We start from the raw sequence: 26,639 nt of genomic DNA on the forward strand, positions 1-26,639 counted from the left end.
CTTGTTAGCGTTATTGACTGCGGTTTGGCCAAATAAGACTAAAACAGGTATAACCTGGTTGGCTTTCAAGCGTCACTTGCCCATGGTGTCTTTCCATAATTCGCTTGATAATAGCTAACCCTAAGCCATGACCTTTATTGCCATTTTTACTGCTTGCACTGCGATAAAAGGGTTCAAAAATCTTACTTTGATCTTCAGCTAAAATCCCTTCACCGTGGTCGGTAACTGCAACTGTAATCGCATCTTGAGTCTGGCTAATTTTGACTTTGATATCGTCAGTAGAGAAGCGCTGTGCATTGGTGATTAAGTTTTGTAATGCTCGCTCTACCAGTGATGGTTCTGCCATTAGGTAAATGACATTTTCTGGTGCATCAAGAATAATTGGTGTTGGATTATAGGTCTGTAATCGTCTAATAGTTTGGCTGACTAAGCTATTTAAATCGCAGCGCTCAAAACTAAGAGACTCACGCTGAGTTTCTAAACTTGCATAGGTCAGTAGCTCTTGTAACAGGTTCTCCATCTCTTTGATATCAAGCTTCATATCGTCTAGAAATTGCTGACGCTGAGCGAGATCTGAATCAGGTTGGCAGTACTGTGGCAATAGAGCTAGGGCGAATTTAAGCCGAGCCAGCGGCGTTCTGATCTCGTGAGATACGGCGTTAGAAAGATGTTTTTGGTTTTCAATTAGCGCGCTAATGTGTGCAGCCATATCGTTAAACGTATCGGCTAACGGCAGTACTTGTGAACTTTTAGCTAACTTAATGCGGGTGTTCCATTTGGCTTGGCCAAATTCTTTAGTCGCTTTGCCTAAAATTTTAAGATCTTTTGATAGCGGCCATACCCAAATCAGTACAATAAAACCAAGTAGTAGATAGAAAAAGATATTGTACAGATTACGCAGACTCGCTCTAGGGTCTAACTCTATAGGCCCGGCCATTAACACCTGCTCACCAACTGCAACAAAGTGCAGTTCATGGTTGAGGTCATAAGGCGTGGCAATAATTTTATCGGCGCGCATCAGTTGCTCGCTAGAAACAGCAACTTGCTCAGCGTCGAGTAAGGTTAATGGAAACTTAGAGTTAGGCTCTATGGAGGCCAGCATGCCTTGGCGTTGTTCAGGAGGCAGTGCAGATAGTACCTGTGCTAAAGCAATTAAAGGTGCATCGTGTACACCTTTATCGTCAACATTGCTTTGCCACAAATTATCCAGTGCCCAACCTATGCCTAATACACCTAGGCTAAGCAAAAAATAAAGGCTAATAAAAAGACGTTTCATCTTAATATCGCGGAAGCGTTAGTTATTCCATGCTTCTGGTGCAAATAGGTAACCTTGTCCCCAAACCGTTTTAATTCGGAATGGTGTTTCAATATTATCACCTAGTTTCTTTCTTAGGCGTGAAATACGCACATCGATTTTTCGGTCTTTACCATCAAAATCAATATTTAATAGATACTGGTAGATGTATTGGCGACTCATGACCTGACCTGCTTGAGAAGCCAGTAACCATAATAGCTCGAATTCGTGACTAGTTAAGTCAACTTCAGTGTCACCTAAACGGATTGCTTGGGTATGTGGATCAATGCTTAACTTACCAAAACTTAGGCAATGTGATTCAACTTGATCTGGTTTAGCTTGGCGACGCAATAGGTTGTTAATACGTGCAACTAGCAATGCAGGGTCAACTGGCTTAACAACATAATCGTCAGCACCGAGTTCAAGACCTTTGATTTGATCTTCATTTGAGCCAAGAGCGCTCATCAATAAGATAGGGCCGGCAAAGTAGTCAGGCAATTTTTCACACAAGGTTAACCCGTCCATACCTGGCAGCATGATATCGAGTAAAATAATATCAGGCTTATAGTTTATTAGGCGAGTCAATACGGTGTCGCCTCGACGTTCAACCTCAACATGCATGCCATGGGACTTTAAAAAGTCGACGATCAAATTGGCCAAACGAATATCATCTTCGACTAATAATACTCTATGCGTAGATTGCGAGTTGGTCATTAGAATAAACTCCATGGGTTTCGGTATCGTCGCCTAACTTGAGGCGGAGAAGCTGGTGTTACTTTTAATTTTACACCCGCAATAGTCTCGTGTGTATCTTTGTCTATCATCACAAACTGAATATCACGATCTGCACTAATATTGACGGTTAAAGCGTGAATGTCAGGTGACGTACTGCACCATTTCTTTAAATCTTTGTAGTCAGATATGATGCAAATCGTTTTGTTTGTTAACTGACCCCATTCGAGGGTGACTTCGATATCGCAGGTTTTTTCATCTGCAGAAGTAATACAGATCTCTGGTGAGAGTTTAAGTAAAGGGGCTGATTCCTCAGTGGTATTTTGCGCAAACACACTCTGACTCAATAATGAGCCCGCCAAAAAACATAGGTAAAGTAGTTTACGTTTTGAAAGCACGCTAGTTAGAACCTATATGCTGCACTGACAAAATAGGTGCTAGTGTAATCTTTATCTAATAAGGGACTATTGGCAATTTCATCAGCGATATCGGTATAGCGCGCGACAAAGAGTAGATTCCAGTTCTCAGTTAATACGTACTGTCCGGTAAACTCAATACTCTTATTCAACGCTGACTCCGCTTGATATGCTTGGTTCCAGTAGAGGCTTTCGCTAGCTCTTACGCCATAATAGTAATCAACTACCTCTTCACTCTTCCAGTCTAGCACTGCTGCAAACTCAAAATTCCATCTATCTAAAGGAATATTGTAAAGCCACTTTAGTCTAGACTCCATTCCTCCATGTACATCTAAAATATCATGGGCAACGGTTGCATGCACTATACCAAAACGGGTGTAAATAAAAGTCTCTACTCCGCCAAGATATGTAAAGTTTCGATTTTCTAATTCACCAATAGATTTTGGGTCTGGGGTATTTCTTGTTGTCATTGGACTGGCAAGAGGCGCAACTGCACCATGACTACCATCGGCGTTGAGTAAAAAAATATTTGAAGGATCCCAGCGATGGAAAAAAGCGCTGTCATTACTGAAAGTGGTGATTAGGTTTACGGTGTAGTTTTCACCTTCAGTTAAGGTGTAACCAATGTTGCCATTATCGAAAAACCAACTGTCACCATAATAAGCAAGAGTTGGGACGGCATATAAAGGGATATCTTCATAATCTTTAAGTGGATTAGTTTTATTACCGTAACCTAAGGCAATACCAATATCCCAACGACCAACCTCAATACAGTCGGTATTGTTATCACAGCTTGTGGGGATGCTAGCAAAAGATGCTGTAGAAAATAGGCTAGCAGCCATTAATAATGCTAATAAATAAGGCATCTAAAACATTGACTCATGATTACAAAATTAACAAATGGACTCATAGAGTATCACTTATTCGAATAAAGCGGCATGTGAGATAAGCGCTTTGTTGCAAACTGATACAGCTTGAAAAGCAACCAGGGTAGAGGTTGTTAAATCAGTTTGCTTTATGGTTTCTTTCTAATGGTTAGTTGTTACTTATTGATATAGAAGTTATTTTAATTAGGCTTAATATGATGTGCGTAAAGTTTATTTAAAGGAAGGTGCTATGGAACTAGATACTATTCATACAGTTGCTGGTGAAACTAAATTGCTAGATATAGAGATCCGTCACAGCAATGCTAGCGATATTGAAGGTATTTGGCGGCTCTATAGTCAGCCAAGCTGCTATCGAGAAACGCTGCAGCAGCCTTTTCCTTCTTTGCAACTATGGCAAAAGCGATTAGTTGAGCTACCTGAAAATATTTATAGCTTAGTCGCCATACGAGATGGTGAAGTCGTTGGGCAAATTGGTATGGAGGTGTTTAGTAATCCAAGGCGTAAGCATGTTGCTAACATCGGAATGGCGGTACATGAAGAGTTTCGGGCTATCGGCATCGCATCTGCGCTGCTAAGTGCTATGGTATCACATGCTCAAAATTGGCTAGCGGTGAGGCGTATTGAGCTTGAGGTATATACCGATAACCATTTAGCTATTAGTTTGTATAAAAAGCATGGCTTTATTATTGAAGGAGAAATGCGTGAATATGCGTTTCGCGATGGCGAATATATTGACGCATTCCTTATGGCTAATGTTAAAGATTAATCTTCACTAAGGCTTTTTTGAGCTGCTTTATCTTTAACAAACTGAATGGCGGTTTCATCTAGGCTGCGCTTAGAAAGGTAGCTTACGCTCTTGGCTTGTTTTAACAAAAAGCCTTGTTCAGTTTCAGTAAACTCAATTACATCAGCCCATAAAATAGTGCCTTGTACATAAAATGAATCGTTGCTGATCCCCGATTCATCAACGGTTAGCGTCACCTCATTGTTGGCAGCTTTACTCATCATTTGGCGCATCAACCACCAAGGTTTTCTAAATTTTACACTTAATGCTTCTAGTGCACTTAGTGCGATTAAAAACCACGACGCATAGCCATTAATGTCGGTCAGCATTAAGCCTGTACCTACAACAGCAAAGATAATCGCTTTTCGATAAGCTTTAATCGTATTATCGATAACAGCTGATTCGTCATAGCACTCGCTAAAGTGGCTTTTATCTAAGGTATATTGGGTGGTGTAACTATATTTTTGGTTCATTGTTGCTCATTATTACTGCAGCATTATCGCACTGCTTTGCATATTGTGGCAGATTATAGTGCTTAGTTTGCTGATAGTCGCTTAACTTGAACTTAAATTGCATTAATTAGATTTTACAAATAAAAAGGTAAACCTATGGCTAGCATCCCACTTGATTATGTTAATTATAAATCAACCTCGGTATTTGAGATTAATAGCGTTCCTAAGATGTTTTTGCATTTGCACAACACCAAGGCCGGTGTCTTTGGTCAGATACATGTACTGAATGGTGAGCTGAAATTTTATGGTTTTACTGACAGACGTGGTGAGATTGAGCAAGAACTGATTATTAAGGGGGGGGAAGTCGCAGTATCACCGCCACAGTATTGGCATAAGGTGGAGTTTTTAACTCAGGATACTCGCTTTAGAGTCGATTTTTGGGCCCATAAAGATTCAGAGATAGTCGCGCAAAATCTATCTGAGAGAGACGAATAGTACGCGATTAATGCACTTCAACCTCGACGCCTAAATGCTGATATTGGCGAATAAGCTTTTTGACAAACAGCATAGGATCAAGAGCATTTTGCGGGATAAGCCCGATCCGGCTTAATAGGTTATTGTTAGGGCGATCGATTTTTAATGCAGTGACTTTAGCTTTGGTCTTTTGTGCAAGCTGTAGTGCTTTATTCAGTGCCACCTGCGTGGCAGAATGGTTGTCGATTAGCGTTAAAGTATTGTGGTAAGCAATCATTAAAGTCGTCCGTTTTATTGCTCTACATTGCATCAACTGTAGTCTACAGCCCAGTAAATACCTGCACTTGCTAATATCAAATCACGCTTAAAATAAAGCCTGTAAGCGTTTTTCAATCTACGACTTTTTAAGCTGTTGATTTCATGGTTTCGACATTTTTCCGTTTGGGTTAAATTCAAAAAAATTCACAATATATAATAGTATTAAATGTTAACAAGTTTTAACTTTGCTTTAACCTTTTGAGTGGTTAGGCTAGTCGTTCAAGGGATGGAGACGATATGAATACTCGAGATAAGCAAGTTAATCCAAAAATGGGCGCTAAGCCAAAAGCTAAAATTACCACCGTGGATAGTGGCTCTAGCACGTTAACTGATTTGTTTGCTATGCAAACTGAAGTTGCATTACTGCAATCTATGGCTCGCTCAAAAACGCTGACGATTATGGTGGTGGTCGGTGTGCTAGGTTTTGCTGGTTTTATACTGTTTTTATATAAAATGGCGGGCTAGCCGCTCAGTTGTACCTTTAATTTCTAATTACCTGCTAAGGAAAGCAATATGTTTATGTTTGCCGCCGAATTACTTTTTACCATCGTCTGGGATTATGTGCTGTGTTATGTATTTTATGCGACCGGCGCCATTGTGCTTTATCTCTGCACTTGGGGAAAAGTGAACTATTCGCTGGCTCCAAATACATTTTTATCCCATTCTAGAGTGAAAGGAAAATCGACGACCGATAAGCCCCTTTTAGTGGGCATGGCCTTTTATATTATCTTGTTTATAGTTGCTATTTGGTTGGCTTAAGTGGGCTAATAGGGTTGCGCCTTTAAGTCATTAAATGAGTTGATCAAGCTCATTCATTATTACTTATGCGTTGCTACCTCAGCATTGGCACCAAAGCTTAGGCGATTAACGTTCATGCTATTAGCGGTAAAGCTTTAGTCATAGCGATTACGTAAGGCTGGAATATCTGTTAAGTATTCTACAAACTCTACTTCATAACCGTCAGGGTCGATAAAGTACACATTGCGTCTGTAAGGATCGTCCATTCCTGGTTTCGCAATTTCAAATCCAGCAGCTTTTAGGCGACGAACAACACCGTCTAAGTCATCGGTGGCATAAGCAAAGTGTGCTAAGCCAACTTGATGTCCTGTCAGATCCCGATTATCTGCATCGCCATCATCGTTAAAAGTTAAATATTGATAGTCATCGCCAAAGTGCACCCAGTTACGTTCAACCCCATGCCAGGTCGACTCGCCGCCACCACGTATTTGCCAGTGGGGGAATATCGCTTGATAGAATTTGAGGGCGGTAGGTATATCTCTAACAACGAGGTTTAAGTGCTCTAAGTGGATCATGGTGAATTCCTTTTATGATTTATGATTTATGATAAATAGTGTTATGGCTTACATGCCGTAACTGTACTCTTGCTGCTTAGGATAAGGTTTGTTTTGATGGTTAAACCGCACCGTTTTTAATGCTGTACTGTACTGGGCAAGCATATGCAAACTGTAGTCGATACGCTCGCGTAAATGTAAGTCACGTTCAGAGTTTGGCTCTTGACTCTCTAGTACCTCCTCAACATTGCGAATAATTAAATGATCGGGTGTGGCGACTAATTTATTATTTTTTAGCGCATTCATTCTTAACTCTGCGATCGGATAAGCACCGCTTATTCCACTTACCACCGCGACTAATAGCGCTGGTTTATGGGCAGTATCTTGGCTATCCGCCATTAATAGAAAATTTTTCATAAGCGGCGAGGCCATACCGCCCCACTCTGGAGTGATTAGCACTAAAGCATCGGCATGCTTTATCTGCTTGGCGATAAGCGGCCATTGGCTGTTGTTTGCTGTTTTAGATGCAGCTTCACCATCCCAAAATGGCAGTTGGTATTGATTCAGTTCAATGTGATTTATTCGAGTGAAATCTGAGGATTGCTCGGCAATATAGTGGGCAACTTTGGCACTTTGAGATGGGCTTCTTTGGCTTGCGCTTACGATAACTAATTCCATTTAAGTAAACCTTTTTGTTTATTTAAGCTTTAAGTAAAGTAATGTCTTTACATAACAAAGTAAAGAAAAAAGTTTACTTAATTATATGGTGAGTAATAATGGTCTTAGTTCAACCGCGTTACTTAGCGCTTTTATGGGCCTGTAGTTATAAAAGAGATAATGATGAAGACCAGTGACAAGATTTTGCAGATGTTAAAAACCCAAGGTGAGCTAACCGCTAAAGTGATTGCTAGCGAGTTAGGTCTAACAACCATGGGGGTACGTCAACACCTACAAAGCCTGGAAGAAAGCCAAGACGTTGTGTTTGAAGATAGAAAAGCCGCTCGTGGTCGACCAACACGATTTTGGGCGCTGACCCCACAAAGTAATAGTCATTTCTCAGATCGCCATGAAGATCTGACTGTGCAATTAATCGACTCGGTAAAAGTTGTGTTTGGTGACGGCGGATTAGAGCAGCTGATTAGCCATCGTGAGCAGGCAACATATAGCTTGTATAGCCAAGCGCTGGCGAACGTCGATGGCTTAGAAGCTAAGCTGAATATGCTGGCGAAATTACGTACTGATGAAGGCTACATGGCAACCATAGAGCAGCAGCAAGGCGTGTATTTCCTACTAGAAAATCATTGTCCAATATGTGCAGCGGCCACATCTTGCCTAAGCTTTTGCCGCTCAGAGTTACAACTTTTTCAGAGTCTATTTACTGCTGAAGCGAGCATTTCACGTGAACAACATATTATTGAAGGTGCACGTCGTTGCGCTTATAAAGTTGTGCCTCATCGCCAAGGTAATGGTCAATAAGTATGGAATCGAAACGTGCACGCTTAGATAGATTTATTAGCGTTAAAACTGGGGTCAGTAAAAAAAATGTCCGCGCAGTTTTAGCCAAAGGTTTAGTCAAGGTTGATGGCGTTATCGCCCGCGATATTGATTTGATTATTGATGAGTTTTCCCATGTAACGTTCGAAGATAGAGTATTGCAGGCCAATCAAGCCAGCTATGTAATGCTGCATAAACCTGTGGGGGTGGTTAGCGCTAATGTTGATGACAAACATAAGACGGTTATCGATCTGCTAGATAGAGATGATAAACACAATCTACATATTGTGGGCCGGCTTGATCTGAATACTTCAGGTTTATTACTGCTGACTAATGATGGCCGCTGGTCTAAAAAGTTAATGTCACCAGAGCACAAAGTCGGCAAGCTATATCGAGTTAGCTTACAAAATCCGATTAATGAATCCTATATCGCTGCATTTGCCAGTGGTATGTACTTTGAGTATGAAGACATTACGACATTGCCCGCTAAGCTTGAGATAGTGGATGAATACACTGCGTTAGTCACACTTATGGAAGGGCGTTACCATCAAATAAAACGTATGTTTGGTCGCTTTCGAAATCCAGTTATTGGTTTGCACCGGATCTCTGTCGGCGCGATAACGTTAGACGCGGACCTTTTAGCTGGAGCAAGTCGAGAGTTAACGGCAGATGAAGTGCTTAATGCTTAAGTGGCTTCATCGAGGTCAAGTAGGGCAAAAGTACAATGTTGACTACCGCAATACTTGTTATGTGTTTGGCATAAATATCTAAACTAGCAAATGAGATCCCCTGCCTCTCATTAGCCATTGACCCTTTTGGGAGCCTACGGGCTCTCTTTTTTAGATTGTTTACTTTACAAACAAATTATTTATATCCGCAGCTAGATAATGTTCAACTTTGTGATCTGGTGCAATTTTTCGACATTGCGGTATGAACAAATTCATTAATTACTAAAGTGCTAATAAGCCACTCTGGCGATCAATGTCTCATTTATGTGAATTGTGAGGCATTGATCGTTGCTGCGTTTTCCTTTAGATGCTTGATTGCTAATATTTTTTTAAGCTGTTGATTTTAATGTTTTATATTTCTTGTATTGCATGAGCTAAGAAGGGACATAAGCAATAGGAGGTATTTGCTCAGGTTAATGGCTTCAACTAGAATGCGCGCGCTCAAATTAACTTAATTTAATAATGTGCCTTTTTAAAAGGTGCATTTGTTAGTGAATACTTCCTGTAGGGGAACTCAATGTCTACACAACTAGCTAATCCTGCTCCACTTGGTCTAATGGGTTTCGGTATGACTACCGTGCTATTAAACATCCATAACGCAGGCTTTTTCCCAATCGATTCAATGATTTTAGCGATGGGTATTTTCTACGGCGGTCTAGCTCAAGTTATCGTTGGTATCATGTGCTTCAAGCGCGGCGATACTTTCGGTACTACAGCATTTACATCTTACGGTTTGTTCTGGTTAACCCTAGTTGGTTTACTAGTAATGCCAAAAATGGGCTTTGCGGCTAGTCCTGCAGCATTCATGGGTTGGTACCTACTATTATGGGGCATGTTCACTGCAGCACTGTTTGTAGGTTCACTACGTTACCCACGTGCTAAGCAAGTTGTATTCGCTTCACTAACTATTTTATTCTTCCTACTTGCAGCTCGTGATTTCACTGGTAGCGAGTTAATCGGCACTATCGCTGGTTACGAAGGTATTTTCTGTGGTCTAAGTGCAATTTACTTTGCAATGGCTCAAGTATTAAATGCTGAGTTTGGCCGCGTTATTTTACCAGTAGGTCCAGTTGCCGTTGCTGCATACGAGCCAGCTACAGAGAAACAAGCCGCTTAAGCTAACCACCAATTATCACTTATCTCCGATAATGCATAGTTAAAAGCGATAAAAAAAGCTGACCAATAGGTCAGCTTTTTTGTATCTGCGGTTTAGTGCTTTTTATCACTTACATAGCGATTAACGCTGTTGTAGCTTGAATAACCACTTACCGTATAAGTAAATTCCTACCGCCGAGATAGTACCAATAGCAGCAATAATGTACCAAGCCATACCAATATTGTGGCTGTTGTATAGCAGGGTCGTTAGCTCTTGAGCTGGTTCACCGGTAAAGGCGACTAATGTGGTAAAGGCCTCACCTTGTGGAATGGCACTAATTTCACTTGCACTCATGCCACGCTCAGCAAGTAGTTCTAACGAGAAGATCTCTTTAGAGGCATACATTTCATAGAGTTTAGGACCAAAGTAACCTTCTAATGTCCAGCCGATCCCTTGCGGTAGCATGACAAAGCCTAGGTACATGGCCTTTTTACCTTCAGGCGCAATATTACCCATAAACTCATTCTTCTTCGGGCTGATCATCATCTCACCGAATGAGAACATGGCAATTGCTAATACAATCATCCACGCAGCATTAGTCGCGCCAATTAATACGAATGCAAAAATACTTAATAAACAGCCGCCTAGCATAGCTGTGGTAATACGGTATTTAGCCGTTAACGCAGCCACTAAGAAACAGGTGGTCATAATCATACCTGCGTTAAGGTTAAGCATGCCCTCTGGCATTACCTTAGTACCGGTATTATCAAGACCAAGCCAGAACTGGAATATACCGTTTGAGGTGCCTTCTGGACCAAATAGTGAAGTCACAATAACGCTGGTATCTACCCATTCAGCAATGTGGATGGGTAATACGTCAAATAGAGAGTTGAATAGGAACCAGAAACCCGCAAACACCAGCATGTAGTAGATAACCACAGGCTTTTTAAGCTCATGCCATGCATCCCTCCACAGGGCTTCTTGATGTATTTCACCGGCTTTAATTTTACGGTTACGCTCCATGCGCTCTTCTTTACCGGGCTCTTTATAAGCAAGTAAGAACAGGAAGTTTAAAGAAATAATAGCCGCACATGCGTAAAACACGTTGTCCCATGAAAGCTGGCGCATATGTACCGCAACCAGCGGACCTAAGAAACCACCGATGTTGACCACTTGATAGAAAATACCCCACGCCATCGAGGTATTTTGTCTACCCGTTGATAGTACTAAGGTGCCTTGAATACCAGGCTTAAAAATTCCCGTACCACCGGCAAGCAAGATCGCACCGATTAAGAAACCGTAAAAACTTGGAAAAAATGCCATGACTAGATAGCCGGCAATTTTGATTATGGTAGATGCGAAGATGGTTTCTTTATAACCGACTCGATCTGAGACCCCGCCGGTAAAGACTGGAATAAAGGTCTGCATAAATGCCCAGATCGCGATAATAATACCGTAATCGCTGAGGCTAATACCTAGGCCTCCTTCAGAGGTTGGAGCTTTTGCATAAAGGCCTGCACTGGCTTTTACGCCGTAGTAAGCAATTCGCTCTACGAGCTCCATGCCACCGACAATCCAAAATATATAACTTAAGCTGGCAATAGAGGCCCACATACCAAGCTGTTTAACTTCCCGCAGGTCGTTATCTGCATAAGTATCTTTCGAATCACTCATAACTTTCCTTCGATTTTTGTAATTATTTATAGTTATTTTGTATGTTTTTATTGTGTTGGTTTTGAGTATGTCGAACGTGTGACTCTTTACCAAAACGCTGCAAGCTTGTAATTGCAGCAGACACTTTACCTAATTTGTTGTTAAACGCAAAAGTGTTAATTTTCACTTTAGTGAGCTTTAAGCTGCTTTTAATTCGTTTAATTGACATAAAACAGCGGAAATTCGGCAATTATTGGCTGTATTTCAAGACAATGGCAGAGGATTTGAACAGACTAACAAAAAGGAGGGCTTTCTATGTGTGGGGGAAGGTGAATCGTAACTGCCTATTCAACTTTCTAGCGTCTAATACTTATTAACCGTGGCAAACGCAAAAGAGAAGCGGGGATAGGAAAAATGGAGCAAAGCTTCAGCTAGAACGCTGGCACTAGCCGTAGCGATGAAATGACTTATGAATAGGAGCGATAATGGTGTGCGTACTTAACTGATAGTGGAATCAATGAAGTAGCGCAGCAAATAGTGGTGCGGTGAGTACCATTGCAATACCGGTAAAAATCATGGTTAGGCTAGCGATAACACCTTCTTGGCGGCCAATCTCACTAGCTTTAGCTGCGCCAGCGCCATGAGCAGAAGCCCCTAATGCAACGCCTTTGGCAATCGCGCTTTTAATGTTAGCGACTTTAAATAATGGCTCACAGATCAACATGCCAATCACACCTGTGAGTAACACCAACATTGCTGTGAGTTCAGGTATGCCACCAAATGAGCCTGTTGCTTCAATAGCAAATGGAGTCGATACCGAGCGCACCATCAAGCTGTGGGATAACTCTGGCGGCAGATTGGTTAGCTTTACCAGTAACCAAGATGAGCCCAGCCCAAGTAATAAGCCACAGATAACACCTAAACTAAGTGTTAGTGGATACTGCTTAATCAGTTCGCGCTCACGATAAATCGGGAGTGCAAATGCGATAGTCGCCGGAGCTAACATCGCTGCCAAGTAGTGGGTATAACTAAAGTAATCACTGACATCGATTTTCAGGCTTACCACAGTTATCAATATAGCCATGGGCGCTATGATAATAGGTGCTAGCCAGACTTTGCGTTGACGTTTATACAAAGCTTTACTGGCAAAGTAGCCTATCAAAGTGAGTACTAAACAAAATAAACCTACGATTGAATGGCTCATGCTGCTTGGCGCTCCTCGGTTGCTTTTGGCGCTAAATCAGTTGGTGATGTCTTGGGTAACGTCAATACTTTTTCTGCAACCGCCATAGTTTGGTCCACATGTTGAACGGTTTTAGCTGCTTGGCGTTTTAAGTGCATTTTGTGCTCAAATTTAAATAACTTATCTACAGTGAATGCGGTGCCAACAAGCACGCAGGTACTCGCTGCGAGCATGGCGCCTATTAATACTGCACCAAAATGCTCTAGCAAGGCTTGATACTTAATGACAGCTACAACAGGTGGAATGAAAAACAGCAGTAACTCCCCAATTAACCATTTTGAAGCAAGGCTTACGCTGCGTTCTGGGATCAATTTTAACGATAGTAATAACAGCAATATAGTTAAGCCGATAACACTGCCTGGAATGGGGGAGTTGATGTAAATAGCTAAGGTTTGACACAGCCAAGCAAAGCCACAAAAACCGGTAACTTGCAGGGCAACAAGTAAGCAATGTTTGATATTTTTACGATTAATCTTGGCGAAGGTAGCCATGATCATTTCCAGAACGGTAAAGGTAACGAATGCGTGTTAGTTTACGCTTGCTTATTTAATAGAAAAAATGAATATTAAGAATGCTATCTATAAATGTTGGTTATCTAAATGGATCTCAAAGCACTGCAATACTTTACCCAAGTGGTCGATGCTGGTGGTTTTGCTAAGGCGAGTCATGTGGCATGCCTGACACAACCAGCCCTGTCTAAAGCAATAAGAATGTTAGAAGAAGAGTTAGATATGGTGTTGCTTGAGCGAGGAAAACGCGGCACCCAGATAAAACTCACTGCGGCAGGGGAAGTTGTATATCAGCACGCCCAGCAATTACTCTCTGGGCGTCAGGCACTGCTGCATGAACTTGACGCGCTACGTAACTTAAGCGGCGGCAGCTTAAAATTAGGTTTAGCACCGCTGGGCAGCGCTGAACTGTTTGCTCCGGTGATTGCTAAGTTTAGGCAGTTGTATCCAAAAATCGATATGCAGCTGTTAGTGCGCGGTGGTATTGAGCAAACACTTGCACTACAGAAAAACGAGATTGAATTAGCAACAGGCATTATCGCCTTTGATGGTGAGTTTGATGGCTTAAGGATCCGCAACGATCCTATGGTGGTAGTGGTACCTAAAACTCACGAGTTAGCAAGTTTTAAAGAGCTGCAATTAACCGATTTACATGCATTAGCACAGGTGATGTTTGAGCCGGAATATGCACTCTATGAGTTGATTTTAGATGCCTGTAATAAGGCCGGCTTTGTACCTGCAGAAATCACGCGTGTGAGTCATGCTGATTTTGGTATTGCACTGGTAGCCGCTGGTACAGGTATTATGGTGTTACCGCAAATTATAGCTGAGCGCTATCGGGTCGATGCGGTAGTTAACGTGCCATTAGCTAGTCAAGATTTACGATGGGAGTTATCGCTATTTTGGCGCAAACAACAAAGCTTATCTTTTGCTGCTAAGGCGATGATAGAACTGGTGAAACAGCAGCTTGAGCAAGCATCAGCAGAGTAGCTATTGCGCTAGCCATAAAAAAGCCTAACTCTTAGTTAGGCTTGGTGTTTTCATGTGGATTAGTATGACCCTATTTAGTCACCACCCATAGCGCATGCAATAAGCCTGGAATAAAGAATAACAAGCACAGAATAATATTAATCAGCAGATCTTTACCTACACCGCTTTTTAAAAATACTGCTACTGGAGGTAATAAAATCGCGATGATTATGAGTAACAGTTTATTGGTATCCATATAGTCATGTCCTTTAGCCAGTTAGTTGATTTTTATGTCTGGTTTACTTCGTTAATGCTGTTTAAAACTTAATCTATATTTCTAGGCTTGTAAATGTTGCAGCTATTGAAATAAAAGCCAACTTAGCTCTTGTTGAGCTTAGCTGGCTTATCGTGATGAATAACCTTTAGTACAAATTTTTATCTATAGTGGCCAAGGTGACTTGCCATCAATGGCAACCGCTTGTAGATCTAGGCTTTTACAGTATTCGCCGGGCGCATAAACATAAATCTGCTTAGCGATGCTGGTAAAACCAAACGAGCTAACTTGATCTTTTGCTGCCTGAGTGGTTGCTAAGCCCCACATTTGATAAATTTGGCGATAATCCAGCTGCGCTGAATAGCTCATGGCAATCATTAGAAAATCATTGTTTGAGATAGTTTTGGCTGTCTCTAAATTAAATTGATTGAACCCAAGTTGAGCCCGCTTTTGTAGCCAGATTTCATCTGAAGCCTTAGCTCGTTCAAATTCCTGCAGTAAAATATGTAGCCGAGCAAGTAGGTGCCAGCCATTGTCCAACTTGCCATAATCTTGAGCCGCTACCATCATTTGCAGCATGGTAGCCATACCATTGGACCAACTACTAAGGTTGGCAGCTTGCATATAAGCAAATGGGTCAGCTTGATTTACACTGGCTTGTAGTACGGTAAATTCATCGTCAATATCCAACCCTTGGCATGATGGCAGCTTACCAAGTTCTGTATATGCTCGGGATTTAGTGTAATAAGAGTATGGATTAGTTGATGCGTGACCATCGTGGCCATCAAAACGTAAGCGAGCTTTTTCGAGGCCATGACCTAGTTCATGAATGTCACCATGGCCGGTTGGGCTAAATGACCAATATGCATCGTAAGGATTCCCTGAGCAGCCATAACCACAAGTTGCTTGGTCGGCATTCATATGCTTTACAGTGTCTATGGTATCAATCTGCCAGCCTTGGCTGCTGGCAAACTCAGTAACTTCGGCCACATCATCGATAAATGGGCCTTTAAAGCCAGCTAATAAATGCGGATAGTTATGTACCTGAGTCATTATCGCATCAGCCATTTTTTCTGGTGTATCCCAAAGTGGCTCATGCTCCATAGTTTGCTGCATTTTATCGAGCTTAGAGTGTACTTCAAAATGCTCGGTTGCAAGTTCAGCCCAATCATACTGCTCTGCAACCAAGTCTTGCATAAACTTGTTGTCATCCATTCCCTTGCGCCAATATGGGTGTAATCCAATTTGTTGAAAGTCGAATTGTGTGGGCAAATCGCCTTGGTCAAAGCTAATTTGCATCGGTCCGCCATAAGGGCTGGTAAACTTAATTGTTTCGCCAGCTTTAACTTCAATGTGGGTTGACTGCAGTAATTTAGGGCGGCTGTAGCCATTAGTGGCAAACTCATGGGTTGAGCCTGAACGTAAACTGTTTATAAATATCCAAGTACGCACAGGACTATTGTCATTGCGGGTTACGCTTACTGTTTGACCCGGCAACGCATAAACACCAGCAGATCGAAAGCCTTTCTTACTGCCAAGGTTAATGGTTTTATCCGCTGCTGTTATATGACTAAAATCAACCCGGCTAAAATTGCCTAAGTCTTTAGGCACTGGATTAATATCGCGATAGTTATAAACGCTATGATCAGCGTAATAAGCTTTTAAATAACTTAAGCTGTCGGTTGTGGCGACATCCATTGGGTATTGAATATCTTGGCGATAAATATCACCTAATAGAATAAGCAACTTGTAAAGTGAGTAATCAGCTTGGTTAAAAATATCCAGTTTACTGGTATCTAACGCTTTGATGCTGTTTCTAATATTACTCAATGCTGGGCGATAGTTATCGTTAAAGTTAGCATCACAGTTAGTTGCACAATTAGCGAGGTTAAAATCGGTTTGCTGGGTATCGAATAGCGATAACCACATTTGTTCACTATCAAGCGCATTGTAGTGACTAAGCATATTCGCGGCCGACTGCCAATCGGCCTTATCTTGGGAAAAATAATTGCCCGGTCCACCAACACCTTGCATGCTAAAGCCCATAGGATTAAGCACGGTTTGGGTTAGTGGTACACTGTTCCAGCTATGCAGATGCATATATAAAAGTGGTTGTTTGTCAGATTGAATTTGTGCGATAAGCGGCTTAACTTGCTCGATAGTAAAGAGCTCGGAAGATCCTGTGATCACTAACTGAGCATCAGATAAACAGCTACTTAATTCAGCCGCTTCACTACAAGTTTGCACTTGCCAGTTTGGATAGTGTTGATTTATCCAGCTGGTAATTCGGTTTACAGTATTACCACTCATTAGAAACAGTCGAACTTGCTGCTCTTGTGCTATTTCGTTTGTGTCTTGGTTTAACAGCCAAGTTAGCAGACGTTTAAAGCTCACTTCAAATTCAAGGTTATTGCCTTGCTGCATACTCGAAATGATATCAGTACCAAAAGCAGCATTGCGCTGACCAGCTTTATCATTAACAGCGGCAAAAGTGAGTCCTTTGTTGCCGGTCACTATGCTGTAGGCTTTACTCTCTGGATATGCGTGTTCAGCGCCTGATAGTTGGATCATTTGTGAGTGACGACCTTGATCATATATTATAGGATCACCTTGATAGATATTCTCAAGTAAGGTTTTGCCGTCTAAACGATATTGCTTAATATGCGATAGAGCACGTTTTACGATATGTATTGACTGCGTGGCAGCAATGCTGGCATCACCCGTGCGCATAGCTGCTGAAATTCTATCGTTTAATTGCAGGTTAATTTCAGCTGTCGCGGTTTGGTTTTGGCTATCGGTGACACTTAAGCTAAGTGTAATGCTGGCATCTTGAGTTAATTGGCTTGCATCTATTGTGACACCGCTAATACTAGCGTTTGATAAAGAGACCTCGGGGCCAGACTCTTGCTGCCACTGAAAAGCAGAGTTACCAGATGCGTAGATTGTGACCTCGGCATTTAACTGTAGGCTTTGATCATTCCAAGCTGTTATATCTTCGCTAAGTGTAACAGCAGGTGGTTGGGCTGACGGGACAAGGTTTCCGTTGTCTGTTGCTGTTGAATCATCTGATCCCCCACAACCAAATAGACCGATTAAGATACAACCCGATAAAAACCAATGCTTCATATTGTTAACACTCTGTTTAATTTGTGTCTATCTTGAGTGTTTTTACTGTTTTGATCAAATTTAATTAAAATTTATTTATATAAAACAATGGTTAAGTCGGTTTTTTGACTTTGTCATCAAATTGACTTTTTACCGAACATAGTTAAGTAGCAGTGCTCAAATAACATAGTTCGGTATCACCTTATTACAGTATGATTGAGGCTCCCAATTACAATTAACGCGAAAAGTAGCCTGCTTTGTTGATGAGTAATAAATGCTCGTTGTCGACATTAGTCATTGTCATCGAGTAAAACTTGATATAAGGGTGTGATCTCTATCAATAATCTAAGCGCTTTTCTTATCTTTGTGTATCAAATTGGAACCAAATCTCTATGCTGCTTGCCGGTATGTTTTGAAGATACAAAACCGATACTTCATTTCTCTTTGATTTTTAAAATTTCAATAGCTTACGCAGGAAACGAGAATTAGCATGTCTGTATTAATCGAGCAATTAGGGCAAGATGAACTTCGTCGCCCAAGTCAGTCTCAATCTAGCTTTATGTCACTTATCAAATCAGTTCGCTATCAGCTCAAATTTATTGTTTTTTTAACTGTAATTTCGTTTGTATTTCTTGGGTATAAGGGCATATCTGGAATGCAAGATGCTGGGGAATCGATAGGACAGCTGCATGCCCAGGGCATGCAGCTAAGTATTAATGCAGGTCAAACGTTAACTGAACTAGCCACTGCTCGCAGTGAGTTACTCTTGGCATTTCAGCATGATCCAACCAGTCAGTTTTCAGAAATGCATAACCATCCGTTGTCTTTGCACATAGGTCAGGCTCAAGCGTCAATAAGTGCCTTAAAAGATATTGTTGAAAATCAAATATTGAGTGCCGATCTAGCCGTTGATGAACGCCGTCAGGCTAATGAGCTTAAAAGCTTGTTAGATCGTGTTGTTATGGTTGGCTTTAATCCAACCATTGCAGCATTACAGCAACAGCAATATGAAGAGGCTAATCAGATTTTACTTAGCGAGATCAACCCGCTATTTAAAACGATTACTGCCGAAGCGAAAGAGTTTTTAGAGCTGCAAATCGCTGAGGGTGAACACACTTTTAAGCAGTTTAATAACAATATGCAGGTTTATATTGTGTTAGTCGCGCTGTTTTCTAGTATCAGTATGCTAGTGATTACTATTAGTTTAACGCTAATTCGACGTCGAATTGCTAAGTCGGTGGTTGAGCTGGAACTGACGGCGATTAATATTGCTAGCGGCGATTTAACTAAACGTATTGAAATTGGTGGTGATGATGAGTTTGCCCATATTGCAGATTACGTTAATCAAATTGCATCTCGCTTTCAACATGTAGTGCAGAACACTCACGAGTCTACGGCGCGATTAGCCAGTGCTGCAGAAGAAAACTCAGTGGTTTCAACTCAGACTCAGCGCAATGTGATTGAGCAGCAGCAACAGACCCAGCAAATAGCTGCAGCAATTCATCAGTTTACTTCAACCGTAAGAGAAGTTGCGCAAAGCGCTGAAGCTGCGGCAGTAACATCGGCTGAAGCGAATAGTGCTGCGCACCAAGGGCAAGCAGTTGTTAATGAGAGCATAGCTGTTATTGAAACTCTATCGATTGAGATGGACGGGGCGACAGAAGCGATGCAAGTGCTCTCTAAGTCATCTGATGAAATTGGTTCAGTTGTGGATGTTATTCAAGGTATTTCAGAGCAAACTAATTTGCTTGCACTTAATGCTGCTATTGAAGCTGCACGTGCCGGCGAGCAAGGAAGAGGTTTTGCGGTCGTCGCAGACGAGGTGCGCTCGCTGGCTAAGCGTACTCAGGATTCGACTGAAGAGATCCAAAAGATGATCCAGCGTTTACAGCAAGGAGCTCGTGATTCGATGCTAATGATGCAAAAGGGCACTGAGCAAGCAAAGTTGAGCGTGAGTAAATCACTGCAAGCGGGTGAAGCCTTACAGCAAATTATGGCGAGCATTGAACAAATTAATGCGTTGAATACTCAAATTGCGACGGCGTCAGAAGAGCAAAGCTTAGTGACCGAGGAGATTAACCGAAACATTACCAATATTAGTGATATTTCGGATCAAACCGCTGCTGGTGCTGAGCAAACTCAAGCATCGACTCATGAGCTTGCTAGCCTTGCTGAGTCAATGCAACAAGAAATTGCTTACTATCGAGTGTAGTTGGCGAACGCTATAAAATTGAGATAACAAAAAGGGCTGTCAGTGACAGCCCTTTCTTATGAGCTAACGCTCGAGGAGAGAGTTAGCTTTTCTTGCTTAGCCTTCTAGCTTTGCAAGCTCAGCTTTCTGCTCAGTAAGCTTGTCCATGTCGCGTTGGTATTCAGCTTGCTTAGCTCGTTCTTTTTCAATAACGGCAGCAGGTGCTTTAGCAACGAAACCTTGGTTAGATAGCTTGCCCTCAATACGTGCAAACTCAGCTTGTGCTTTTTCTAGTAGCTTGTCGATACGCGCCACTTCTTTAGCCACATCGATTAGGCCAGCCATTGGGATTAATAGCTCCATGTTACCCACTAACTGTGTAGTCGACATAGGTGCCGTTTCACCATCTGCTAGAATAGTCATAGACTCAAGCTTAGCTAGGGTCTTGAAGAAGGTTTGGTTAGCTTCTAGGCGAGCCTTATCTTGCTCACTCACACCACGTAATAGTGCGTTTAGTGGCTTAGATGGCGCAATGTTTAGCTCAGCACGGATATTACGTACCGCAACAATTACTTGCTTAACCCATTCCAAATCTTCCATCGCAATAGCATCAACTTTTTCTGCTTGGTACTCAGGGAACTGAGCAAGCATCAATGTATCGCCTTCAACACCAGCAAGCGGCTTAACACGCTGCCAGATAGTTTCAGTTAGGTATGGCATGATTGGGTGCATTAGACGCTGCATTTGCTCCAATACGTTAACCAAAGTATGGCGAGTACCACGAAGTTGAGCTTCAGTGCCACTTTGCATCACAGGCTTAGTTAGCTCTAAGTACCAGTCACAGAATTGGTTCCAAGTGAACTCGTAAATAGTGTTAGCTGCTAAGTCGAAGCGGTAGTTAGCCATGTGCTCGTCATAGGCTTTAACTGTTTCGTTGAACAAACCGATAATCCAGCGATCAGCAAGAGATAACTCCATTTCGCCGCCATTTTGCCCGCAGTCTAGTGCTTCACCAATTGCATCATCGCTTGCATCATCCGCTTGTACTTCAGTGTTCATTAACACGTAACGTGATGCGTTCCAGATCTTGTTACAGAAGCTACGGTAACCGTCTAGGCGCTTCATGTCCCAGTTGATGTCACGACCTGTAGATGCCATAGACGCAAGAGTAAAGCGCAGCGCGTCAGTACCATGTGCTTCAATACCGTCAGCAAACTCTTTACGAGTGCTCTTTTCAATCTTAGCGGCAAGCTGTGGCTGCATCATGTTGCCAGTGCGCTTTTCAACTAGAGACTCAAGATCGATACCGTCAATCATGTCTAATGGGTCAAGTACGTTACCCTTAGACTTAGACATCTTGTTACCGGCTTCATCACGGATAAGACCGGTAACATAAACCGTTTTAAATGGTACTTGTGGCTTGCCGTTTTCATCTTTGATGAAGTGCATGGTCATCATGATCATACGGGCAACCCAGAAGAAAATGATGTCAAAGCCAGTAACCAACACATCTGTTGGGTGGAAAGCTTTAAGCTCAGCGGTATCTTCTGGCCAGCCTAGGGTTGAGAATGTCCATAATGCAGAGCTGAACCAAGTATCTAGTACGTCAGCGTCTTGGCGTAGAGTGACTGAATCGTCAAGCTGGTGCTTCGCACGAACTTCAGCTTCATCGCGGCCAACATATACTTTACCCGCTTCGTCGTACCATGCTGGAATACGGTGACCCCACCATAGCTGACGTGAAATACACCAGTCTTGAATATCACGCATCCAAGAGTTGTACATGTTTTCGTATTGTTGTGGTACAAACTTGATATCGCCGTTTTCAACCGCTTCCATGGCAGTTTTTGCCATAGGTGCAACAGCAACATACCACTGGTCTGTTAGTAGTGGCTCGATCACAACGCCAGAGCGGTCACCGTAAGGTACCTTCAATGCGTGTGGATCGATTTTGCCAAGCAGGCCTAATGTTTCAAACTCTTCAACGATAGCAGTACGCGCTTTGAAGCGATCAAGACCTGCGTAACGCTCTGGAAGGCTATTATCTAGGTCGTTGTTAGCTGTACCGTCAGTATTTACAACTTCCGCGCTTGAACGAATTGCCGCATCAATCGTTAGAATGTTGTACATCGGCAGCGCGTGACGCTTACCAACTTCATAGTCGTTAAAGTCGTGTGCAGGAGTGATCTTTACACAACCAGTACCGAACTCCATATCCACATAATCGTCAGCAACGATTGGGATAAGACGGTTTACGATTGGTAGTAGAATAAACTTACCAATAAGAGATTGGTAACGCTCGTCTTCTGGGTGAACCGCAACCGCGCTGTCACCAAGCATAGTTTCAGGACGAGTGGTTGCCACTTCTAGGTAATCTTTACCGTCAGCAGTTAACGCGCCATCAGCAAGCGGGTAGCGGAAGTGCCACATGCTGCCTTGCTTTTCTTTGTTCTCAACTTCAAGATCTGAAATCGCAGTATGTAAGGTTGGATCCCAGTTTACTAGGCGCTTACCACGGTAAATTAGGTCATCTTCGTATAGACGTACAAACACTTCTTGTACGGCATCAGACATGCCTTCATCCATAGTGAAACGTTCACGGTCCCAATCTACAGAAGCGCCAAGACGGCGTAACTGTTTAGTGATGGTACCGCCAGACTGTTCTTTCCAGTCCCAAATACGGTCGATGAAGTTTTCACGGCCAAGATCGTGACGGCTTAAACCTTCTTCAGCAGCAACTTTACGCTCAACCAACATTTGTGTTGCGATACCAGCGTGGTCAGTACCGACCTGCCAAAGGGTGTTTTTACCCTTCATACGTTGGTAACGAGTCAAGGTGTCCATGATGGTATCTTGGAAGGCGTGACCCATGTGCAAGCTGCCCGTCACGTTTGGTGGCGGGATCATGATGCAATAGTTGCCTTGAGACTCATCGCCGTGTGGCTTGAAGTAACCTTTCTCTTCCCAGTTTTGGTAAAGAGACTGTTCTATAGACTGCGGGTTATATGTTTTTTCCATGGGGCGTGTTTATCTCAAACTAAAAATTAATTGGTTGTGCTGCTAAATCTTGGGTCGTTAAAGCTATCCCAAGGCTGCGATACTGCCGATAGCGATCACGAGCAATCGCTTTATGGCTATCGTCATTGGCAACGAAATCGATAATCTGTTCAAAGTTTACCGCAAATTGCGGTACTTGGTCTGCAAGATTAACCAGAAGATGACGTTTTTTGTTGGCGCCAAGCCTGTCAAAGCCTATTTCTACCGGAGCACCGCCTAATGGACCTTCACCTTTAAGGTTATGTGGTACAAATGATTGCGGCTCAAATTGCCAAAGTAGCTCATCAATCGCATAAGCTTGCTGTTGATCTTGGCAATGAATGTAAACCAACTCCTGAGCAGAAAAAGCTCTCTCGGCCAATTGGCAAGCAACAAGATACACTTGCTCTAGCGCTGATCTTGATTGATGAGATGCCTGTCCGGCACCTTTAGGCATCAGATAAAACAGAGCTTGCGACTGGCTAGAAGACACACTAGATGACATAGTTGTTTATTAGCTTGGCTTTTTGGCTGACGAAAGAGACGATTTTACACTAAAAGTCGCTCAGAGATCAGCCTCTAATCTTGGATTTATTTCACGCTTATTTGAGTTTGTTGTTGAGCTAATAAATAACCTGGGTCTTCCCCTCTATTTCATGCTTAGATAGCGGGTTAATTTTACTAATCGCAGCGCTGTGGTTACACTCCATGCAACTGTTGTAAATAGCCCATATTATGAATTTTTCCGACCTAAATTTAAGCGCTCAAATCCTATCAAAACTGCCGAGTAAGTTAGCTATTGCGACTGAAATCCAAAGACTTGCGATTCCAGAAATATTAGCGGGTAACGACGTGTTAGCACTAGCGCAAACTGGCAGTGGTAAAACTTATGCTTTTGGCCTGCCGTTAATAGAAGCTATTACATCAACTAAGGCCGATGGCTGTGAAGCTAAAGATCTAGTTAAAGCACTTATATTGGTACCCACTCGTGAATTAGCTTTGCAAGTGGCTGAAGCGCTTGATGTTGTGTCGTTGGACACCGAGATAATCGTACTGTGTGGCGGAATTGATAAGGCACTGCAAATCACTGTATTGCAGCAAGCAAATCAGCAGTATAAGTCGCAACTGGTTGTGGCAACGCCAGGAAGGTTACTCGACTTGTTGCGTGAGCAGCATGTATCGCTGAGTGGATTAAAGCAGCTTGTTCTTGATGAAGCAGACAGATTGTTGGAGATGGGCTTTTGGCCAGATTTGGAGCGTATTCTTGAGTTTATGCCAAGCAAGCGCCAAAGCTTGTTGTTTTCGGCAACTCTTGCGCCTGAGTTAAACGAAAAAGCGCTGCAATTACTCAATCGACCTAAAAAGGTTGTTGCGCAAGCGGTTAATAGCGTTACTGCCGATATTAATGAATCACTTTATTTAATTAATAAAGGTGATAAAGCGAAGGCATTAGCGGCGTTAATTGATAAACACCGATGGCCACAAGTGTTGGTATTTATTAATGCTAAAGACGATGCGGATAAGTTGGTAAAAAGGTTGGTTAAAGCTGGCCTTAATGCTGCTGCATTGCATGGTGATAAAGAGCATCAACAGCGGTTACAAACTCTAACCACTTTTAAATCTAATGAGCTACAGGTGCTGGTGACAACTGATCTGTTATCTCGTGGCATTCATGTTGATGCACTACCTGTAGTGATAAATTTCGACTTACCAACCAGCGCGCCAGTTTATGTGCACCGTATAGGCCGCACCGCAAGAGCGGGAGCCAATGGTTTAGCTATTTCATTAGTCTGCCATGGTGAGACTGAGTATTTAAAAGCGATTGAGTTATTTACTGAGCGCAAACTTAACCTTAAAGAGCTTGATGGTTTTGCGGTAACAGATAAACCGTCAACAGGAGCAAATAAACGTGCCCCTCGAGATAAAAAGGCTAATCGCCGTAGTCAAAATAAACGCAGTGCTAAAGATTTTGCCAGTAAAAAGCCAAGGCAGGCAAAATAGTCGATAGTTAGGCTACGTTTCATACGTAGCTGCATGCGGGTAAGTTTAGGCAAAGCAAATTAAATTAGTGTGTTTGATATAAAGAACATCAGGGGCTTTAGTTAATAATTGATAAAAAATTAATCGCTCACATTGTCTAATTTATTAGCTGGTGCGTTTTTAGCATTGCGGATATACTCCGCGCTCGCGCAAATACTGATCGATATTATACTTATATTCACGGCTAGAAACTTGGCTGCCAGTAAGCAAATATTGTCAGGTAAAGTATAGAGATAGGTGTGTTTTTTAGTTTTAGAATAGGTGCTAAATGAGCTTCTTTGATAATGCTGTAATTGTATTACTCCTGATTGGAGTCAGTTGTTTTTTTTCGATGTCGGAAATTGCGCTCGCGGCCGCCCGTAAAATTCGCTTACGCCAATTATCGACAGAAGGTGATATTCGCGCTGATAAAGTTCTGCTACTACAAGAGCAACCGGGTAACTTTTTTACTGTGGTGCAAATTGGTTTAAACGCTGTTGCTATCATGGGTGGTATTGTCGGTGAATCAGCCTTTACCCCACATATTCATGCATTTTTATCTTCTTGGTTAACAGGACCTTGGTTAGACAAAACCAGCTTTTTATTATCATTTGTGCTGGTTACAAGTTTATTCATTTTAATTGCCGACCTTATTCCAAAGCGCTTAGCGATGGCATTTCCTGAGAAAGTCGCGATGACTTTTGTGGGACCAATGATGGTCTGTATTGTGGTTTTAAAGCCGCTAGTATGGTTTTTCAACGGCTCGGCAAACTTGGTCTTTCGTGTGTTTCAAGTACAAACTGCACGTAATGATGCAGTCACCTCTGATGATATCTATGCAGTTATGGATGCCGGCGCCGAAGCGGGGGTGCTAGATAAAGGTGACCAGCTGATGATGGAAAAAGTGTTTGAGATGCAAACTATTCCTGTCACCGCCGCTATGACAGCGCGTGAAAGTTTAGCTTACTTTCTACTGCAAGATAATGAGCAAGAAATTAGACGTAAAATTGCCGAAGATCCGCATTCAAACTTTTTAGTCTGTGATGAGCAGTTAGATACAGTTGTGGGCATAGTTAACGCTAAAAAGTTACTGATTTATCTGATTAACGGTGAAAAAATTAGCCTCACTGATAAGAGTTTAGTGACTAACTGTTTTATTATTCCTGATACGCTAACCTTGTCAGAATCTATGGATTATTTTAAGAATAGTCGTGCCGATTTTGCAGTAGTCATGAATGAATACTCTTTAGTTGTGGGGGTTGTTACCGCTAAAGATCTGCAAGACGCAGTAATGGGCGCCTGGTCATTACCTGAAAGCGAAGAGCAGATCATTGCCCGTGATGAGCGCTCATGGTTGATGGATGGTGTTACCCCAATAACAGATGTAATGCGTGCGCTAGATATCGAGGAGTTTCCGCAAAATCATAATTATGAAACCATCGCCGGTTTTATGATGTTTATGCTACGGAAAATTCCTAAGTGCACAGACTCTGTGAATCATGCAGGCTTTAAGTTTGAAGTTGTTGATGTTGATAGCTACAAGGTTGACCAACTATTGGTAACTCGAATTGATGATTTAGTTGTGACTGAAATGGTTGAACCAAAAGTCTAGTTTTAAGTGAGTTTAACGTTAATAGGCTGCTAAGCACGTTAGCAGCCTATATGTATTGGTT

At 42.2% G+C, this 26,639-nt stretch carries 26 protein-coding genes; 11 read left to right on the forward strand and 15 right to left on the reverse strand.

Going from position 1 to position 26,639, the window contains the following annotated elements:
* Window positions 1–10: 10 nt before the first annotated feature.
* From L2740_RS09290 to L2740_RS09305, 4 genes are read right to left on the reverse strand one after another with little or no spacing between them, the layout of a single operon-like run.
* Window positions 11–1,276 (reverse strand): sensor histidine kinase, encoded by a 1,266-nt coding sequence (locus L2740_RS09290; RefSeq protein ID WP_248949823.1) that lies wholly within the window; start codon window positions 1,274–1,276, stop codon window positions 11–13.
* Between the two features lie 18 nt (window positions 1,277–1,294).
* Entirely contained in the window at window positions 1,295–2,008 is a 714-nt protein-coding gene (locus tag L2740_RS09295; RefSeq protein WP_028765873.1) for a response regulator, read from the reverse strand.
* Entirely contained in the window at window positions 2,008–2,424 is a 417-nt protein-coding gene (locus L2740_RS09300) for a DUF3019 domain-containing protein (protein WP_248949825.1), read from the reverse strand. The genes L2740_RS09295 and L2740_RS09300 overlap by 1 nt, the downstream gene beginning before the upstream one ends.
* Before the next feature lie 5 nt (window positions 2,425–2,429).
* Entirely contained in the window at window positions 2,430–3,308 is an 879-nt protein-coding gene (locus L2740_RS09305) for a MipA/OmpV family protein (protein ID WP_248949827.1), read from the reverse strand.
* A gap of 250 nt (window positions 3,309–3,558) precedes the next feature.
* Here L2740_RS09305 and L2740_RS09310 point away from each other — a divergent pair, with 250 nt between their 5' ends.
* Entirely contained in the window at window positions 3,559–4,095 is a 537-nt protein-coding gene (locus tag L2740_RS09310) for a GNAT family N-acetyltransferase (protein ID WP_248949828.1), read from the forward strand.
* Here L2740_RS09310 and L2740_RS09315 read toward each other — a convergent pair.
* Complete coding sequence (locus L2740_RS09315; protein WP_248949831.1) at window positions 4,092–4,586, reverse strand: YcxB family protein; 495 nt, start codon at window positions 4,584–4,586, stop codon at window positions 4,092–4,094. The two genes, L2740_RS09310 and L2740_RS09315, sit on opposite strands and share 4 nt — an antisense overlap.
* Before the next feature lie 135 nt (window positions 4,587–4,721).
* On the opposite strand from L2740_RS09315, the gene L2740_RS09320 reads away from it, so the two are divergent.
* Window positions 4,722–5,060 (forward strand): TehB family protein, encoded by a 339-nt coding sequence (locus L2740_RS09320; protein ID WP_248949832.1) that lies wholly within the window; start codon window positions 4,722–4,724, stop codon window positions 5,058–5,060.
* Window positions 5,061–5,067: 7 nt separating this feature from the next.
* On the opposite strand, the gene L2740_RS09325 is transcribed toward L2740_RS09320, so the two are convergent.
* The gene (locus L2740_RS09325) at window positions 5,068–5,316 is read right to left on the reverse strand and encodes a hypothetical protein (protein WP_248949834.1); all 249 of its coding nucleotides are present in this window, start codon (window positions 5,314–5,316) and stop codon (window positions 5,068–5,070) included.
* 278 nt (window positions 5,317–5,594) lie between these two features.
* Between L2740_RS09325 and L2740_RS09330 the strand changes: the two genes are divergently transcribed.
* Both L2740_RS09330 and L2740_RS09335 read left to right on the forward strand, forming a co-directional pair.
* Window positions 5,595–5,822, forward strand: coding sequence for a hypothetical protein (locus L2740_RS09330; protein ID WP_248949837.1), 228 nt, complete (start codon window positions 5,595–5,597; stop codon window positions 5,820–5,822).
* 48 nt (window positions 5,823–5,870) lie between these two features.
* Window positions 5,871–6,116 carry a hypothetical protein gene (locus tag L2740_RS09335; protein ID WP_248949840.1) on the forward strand — a complete coding sequence of 82 codons (246 nt, stop codon included), beginning with the start codon at window positions 5,871–5,873 and terminating at the stop codon, window positions 6,114–6,116.
* A 134-nt stretch (window positions 6,117–6,250) separates the two neighbouring features.
* On the opposite strand, the gene L2740_RS09340 is transcribed toward L2740_RS09335, so the two are convergent.
* Entirely contained in the window at window positions 6,251–6,670 is a 420-nt protein-coding gene (locus L2740_RS09340; RefSeq protein ID WP_248949842.1) for a VOC family protein, read from the reverse strand.
* A 48-nt stretch (window positions 6,671–6,718) separates the two neighbouring features.
* Complete coding sequence (locus L2740_RS09345) at window positions 6,719–7,327, reverse strand: NADPH-dependent FMN reductase (RefSeq protein WP_248949844.1); 609 nt, start codon at window positions 7,325–7,327, stop codon at window positions 6,719–6,721.
* A gap of 162 nt (window positions 7,328–7,489) precedes the next feature.
* Here L2740_RS09345 and L2740_RS09350 point away from each other — a divergent pair, with 162 nt between their 5' ends.
* The 3 genes from L2740_RS09350 to L2740_RS09360 all read left to right on the forward strand — a co-directional run bounded on the left by L2740_RS09350 (window position 7,490) and on the right by L2740_RS09360 (window position 9,988).
* Window positions 7,490–8,125 carry a helix-turn-helix transcriptional regulator gene (locus L2740_RS09350; RefSeq protein ID WP_248949846.1) on the forward strand — a complete coding sequence of 212 codons (636 nt, stop codon included), beginning with the start codon at window positions 7,490–7,492 and terminating at the stop codon, window positions 8,123–8,125.
* Window positions 8,126–8,127: 2 nt separating this feature from the next.
* Window positions 8,128–8,832: a pseudouridine synthase gene (locus tag L2740_RS09355; RefSeq protein ID WP_248949848.1), complete on the forward strand. Its 705-nt coding sequence runs from the start codon at window positions 8,128–8,130 to the stop codon at window positions 8,830–8,832.
* Window positions 8,833–9,388: 556 nt separating this feature from the next.
* Window positions 9,389–9,988 (forward strand): acetate uptake transporter, encoded by a 600-nt coding sequence (locus L2740_RS09360; RefSeq protein ID WP_248949850.1) that lies wholly within the window; start codon window positions 9,389–9,391, stop codon window positions 9,986–9,988.
* A 120-nt stretch (window positions 9,989–10,108) separates the two neighbouring features.
* Here the strand turns inward: L2740_RS09360 and L2740_RS09365 are convergent, their stop codons facing one another.
* The 3 genes from L2740_RS09365 to L2740_RS09375 all read right to left on the reverse strand — a co-directional run bounded on the left by L2740_RS09365 (window position 10,109) and on the right by L2740_RS09375 (window position 13,354).
* Window positions 10,109–11,641 carry an MFS transporter gene (locus L2740_RS09365; RefSeq protein ID WP_248949853.1) on the reverse strand — a complete coding sequence of 511 codons (1,533 nt, stop codon included), beginning with the start codon at window positions 11,639–11,641 and terminating at the stop codon, window positions 10,109–10,111.
* A gap of 493 nt (window positions 11,642–12,134) precedes the next feature.
* The gene (locus tag L2740_RS09370) at window positions 12,135–12,824 is read right to left on the reverse strand and encodes an LrgB family protein (protein WP_248949856.1); all 690 of its coding nucleotides are present in this window, start codon (window positions 12,822–12,824) and stop codon (window positions 12,135–12,137) included.
* Window positions 12,821–13,354 (reverse strand): CidA/LrgA family protein, encoded by a 534-nt coding sequence (locus L2740_RS09375; RefSeq protein WP_248949857.1) that lies wholly within the window; start codon window positions 13,352–13,354, stop codon window positions 12,821–12,823. The genes L2740_RS09370 and L2740_RS09375 overlap by 4 nt, the downstream gene beginning before the upstream one ends.
* Window positions 13,355–13,462: 108 nt before the next feature.
* Here L2740_RS09375 and L2740_RS09380 point away from each other — a divergent pair, with 108 nt between their 5' ends.
* Window positions 13,463–14,362 (forward strand): LysR substrate-binding domain-containing protein, encoded by a 900-nt coding sequence (locus L2740_RS09380; RefSeq protein WP_248949858.1) that lies wholly within the window; start codon window positions 13,463–13,465, stop codon window positions 14,360–14,362.
* A 70-nt stretch (window positions 14,363–14,432) separates the two neighbouring features.
* Here the strand turns inward: L2740_RS09380 and L2740_RS09385 are convergent, their stop codons facing one another.
* The gene (locus tag L2740_RS09385; protein ID WP_012144718.1) at window positions 14,433–14,597 is read right to left on the reverse strand and encodes a YqaE/Pmp3 family membrane protein; all 165 of its coding nucleotides are present in this window, start codon (window positions 14,595–14,597) and stop codon (window positions 14,433–14,435) included.
* A gap of 183 nt (window positions 14,598–14,780) precedes the next feature.
* Complete coding sequence (locus L2740_RS09390; RefSeq protein ID WP_248949859.1) at window positions 14,781–17,741, reverse strand: ImpA family metalloprotease; 2,961 nt, start codon at window positions 17,739–17,741, stop codon at window positions 14,781–14,783.
* Between the two features lie 469 nt (window positions 17,742–18,210).
* Here L2740_RS09390 and L2740_RS09395 point away from each other — a divergent pair, with 469 nt between their 5' ends.
* Complete coding sequence (locus L2740_RS09395) at window positions 18,211–19,932, forward strand: methyl-accepting chemotaxis protein (RefSeq protein WP_248949861.1); 1,722 nt, start codon at window positions 18,211–18,213, stop codon at window positions 19,930–19,932.
* A gap of 96 nt (window positions 19,933–20,028) precedes the next feature.
* On the opposite strand, the gene L2740_RS09400 is transcribed toward L2740_RS09395, so the two are convergent.
* Both L2740_RS09400 and L2740_RS09405 read right to left on the reverse strand, forming a co-directional pair.
* Window positions 20,029–22,929 carry a valine--tRNA ligase gene (locus L2740_RS09400; protein ID WP_248949863.1) on the reverse strand — a complete coding sequence of 967 codons (2,901 nt, stop codon included), beginning with the start codon at window positions 22,927–22,929 and terminating at the stop codon, window positions 20,029–20,031.
* 19 nt (window positions 22,930–22,948) lie between these two features.
* On the reverse strand, window positions 22,949–23,452 hold the full coding sequence (locus tag L2740_RS09405) for a DNA polymerase III subunit chi (protein ID WP_275974137.1): 504 nt from the start codon (window positions 23,450–23,452) through the stop codon (window positions 22,949–22,951).
* 230 nt (window positions 23,453–23,682) lie between these two features.
* Between L2740_RS09405 and L2740_RS09410 the strand changes: the two genes are divergently transcribed.
* Window positions 23,683–24,948 (forward strand): DEAD/DEAH box helicase, encoded by a 1,266-nt coding sequence (locus tag L2740_RS09410; RefSeq protein ID WP_248949866.1) that lies wholly within the window; start codon window positions 23,683–23,685, stop codon window positions 24,946–24,948.
* A gap of 307 nt (window positions 24,949–25,255) precedes the next feature.
* Entirely contained in the window at window positions 25,256–26,578 is a 1,323-nt protein-coding gene (gene paeA, locus L2740_RS09415; RefSeq protein WP_248949868.1) for a polyamine export protein PaeA, read from the forward strand.
* The last annotated feature ends 61 nt before the right edge of the window (window positions 26,579–26,639 follow it).

It is taken from the genome of Shewanella pneumatophori (genome assembly GCF_023283895.1).
Taxonomy (GTDB): Bacteria; Pseudomonadota; Gammaproteobacteria; order Enterobacterales; family Shewanellaceae; genus Shewanella; species Shewanella pneumatophori.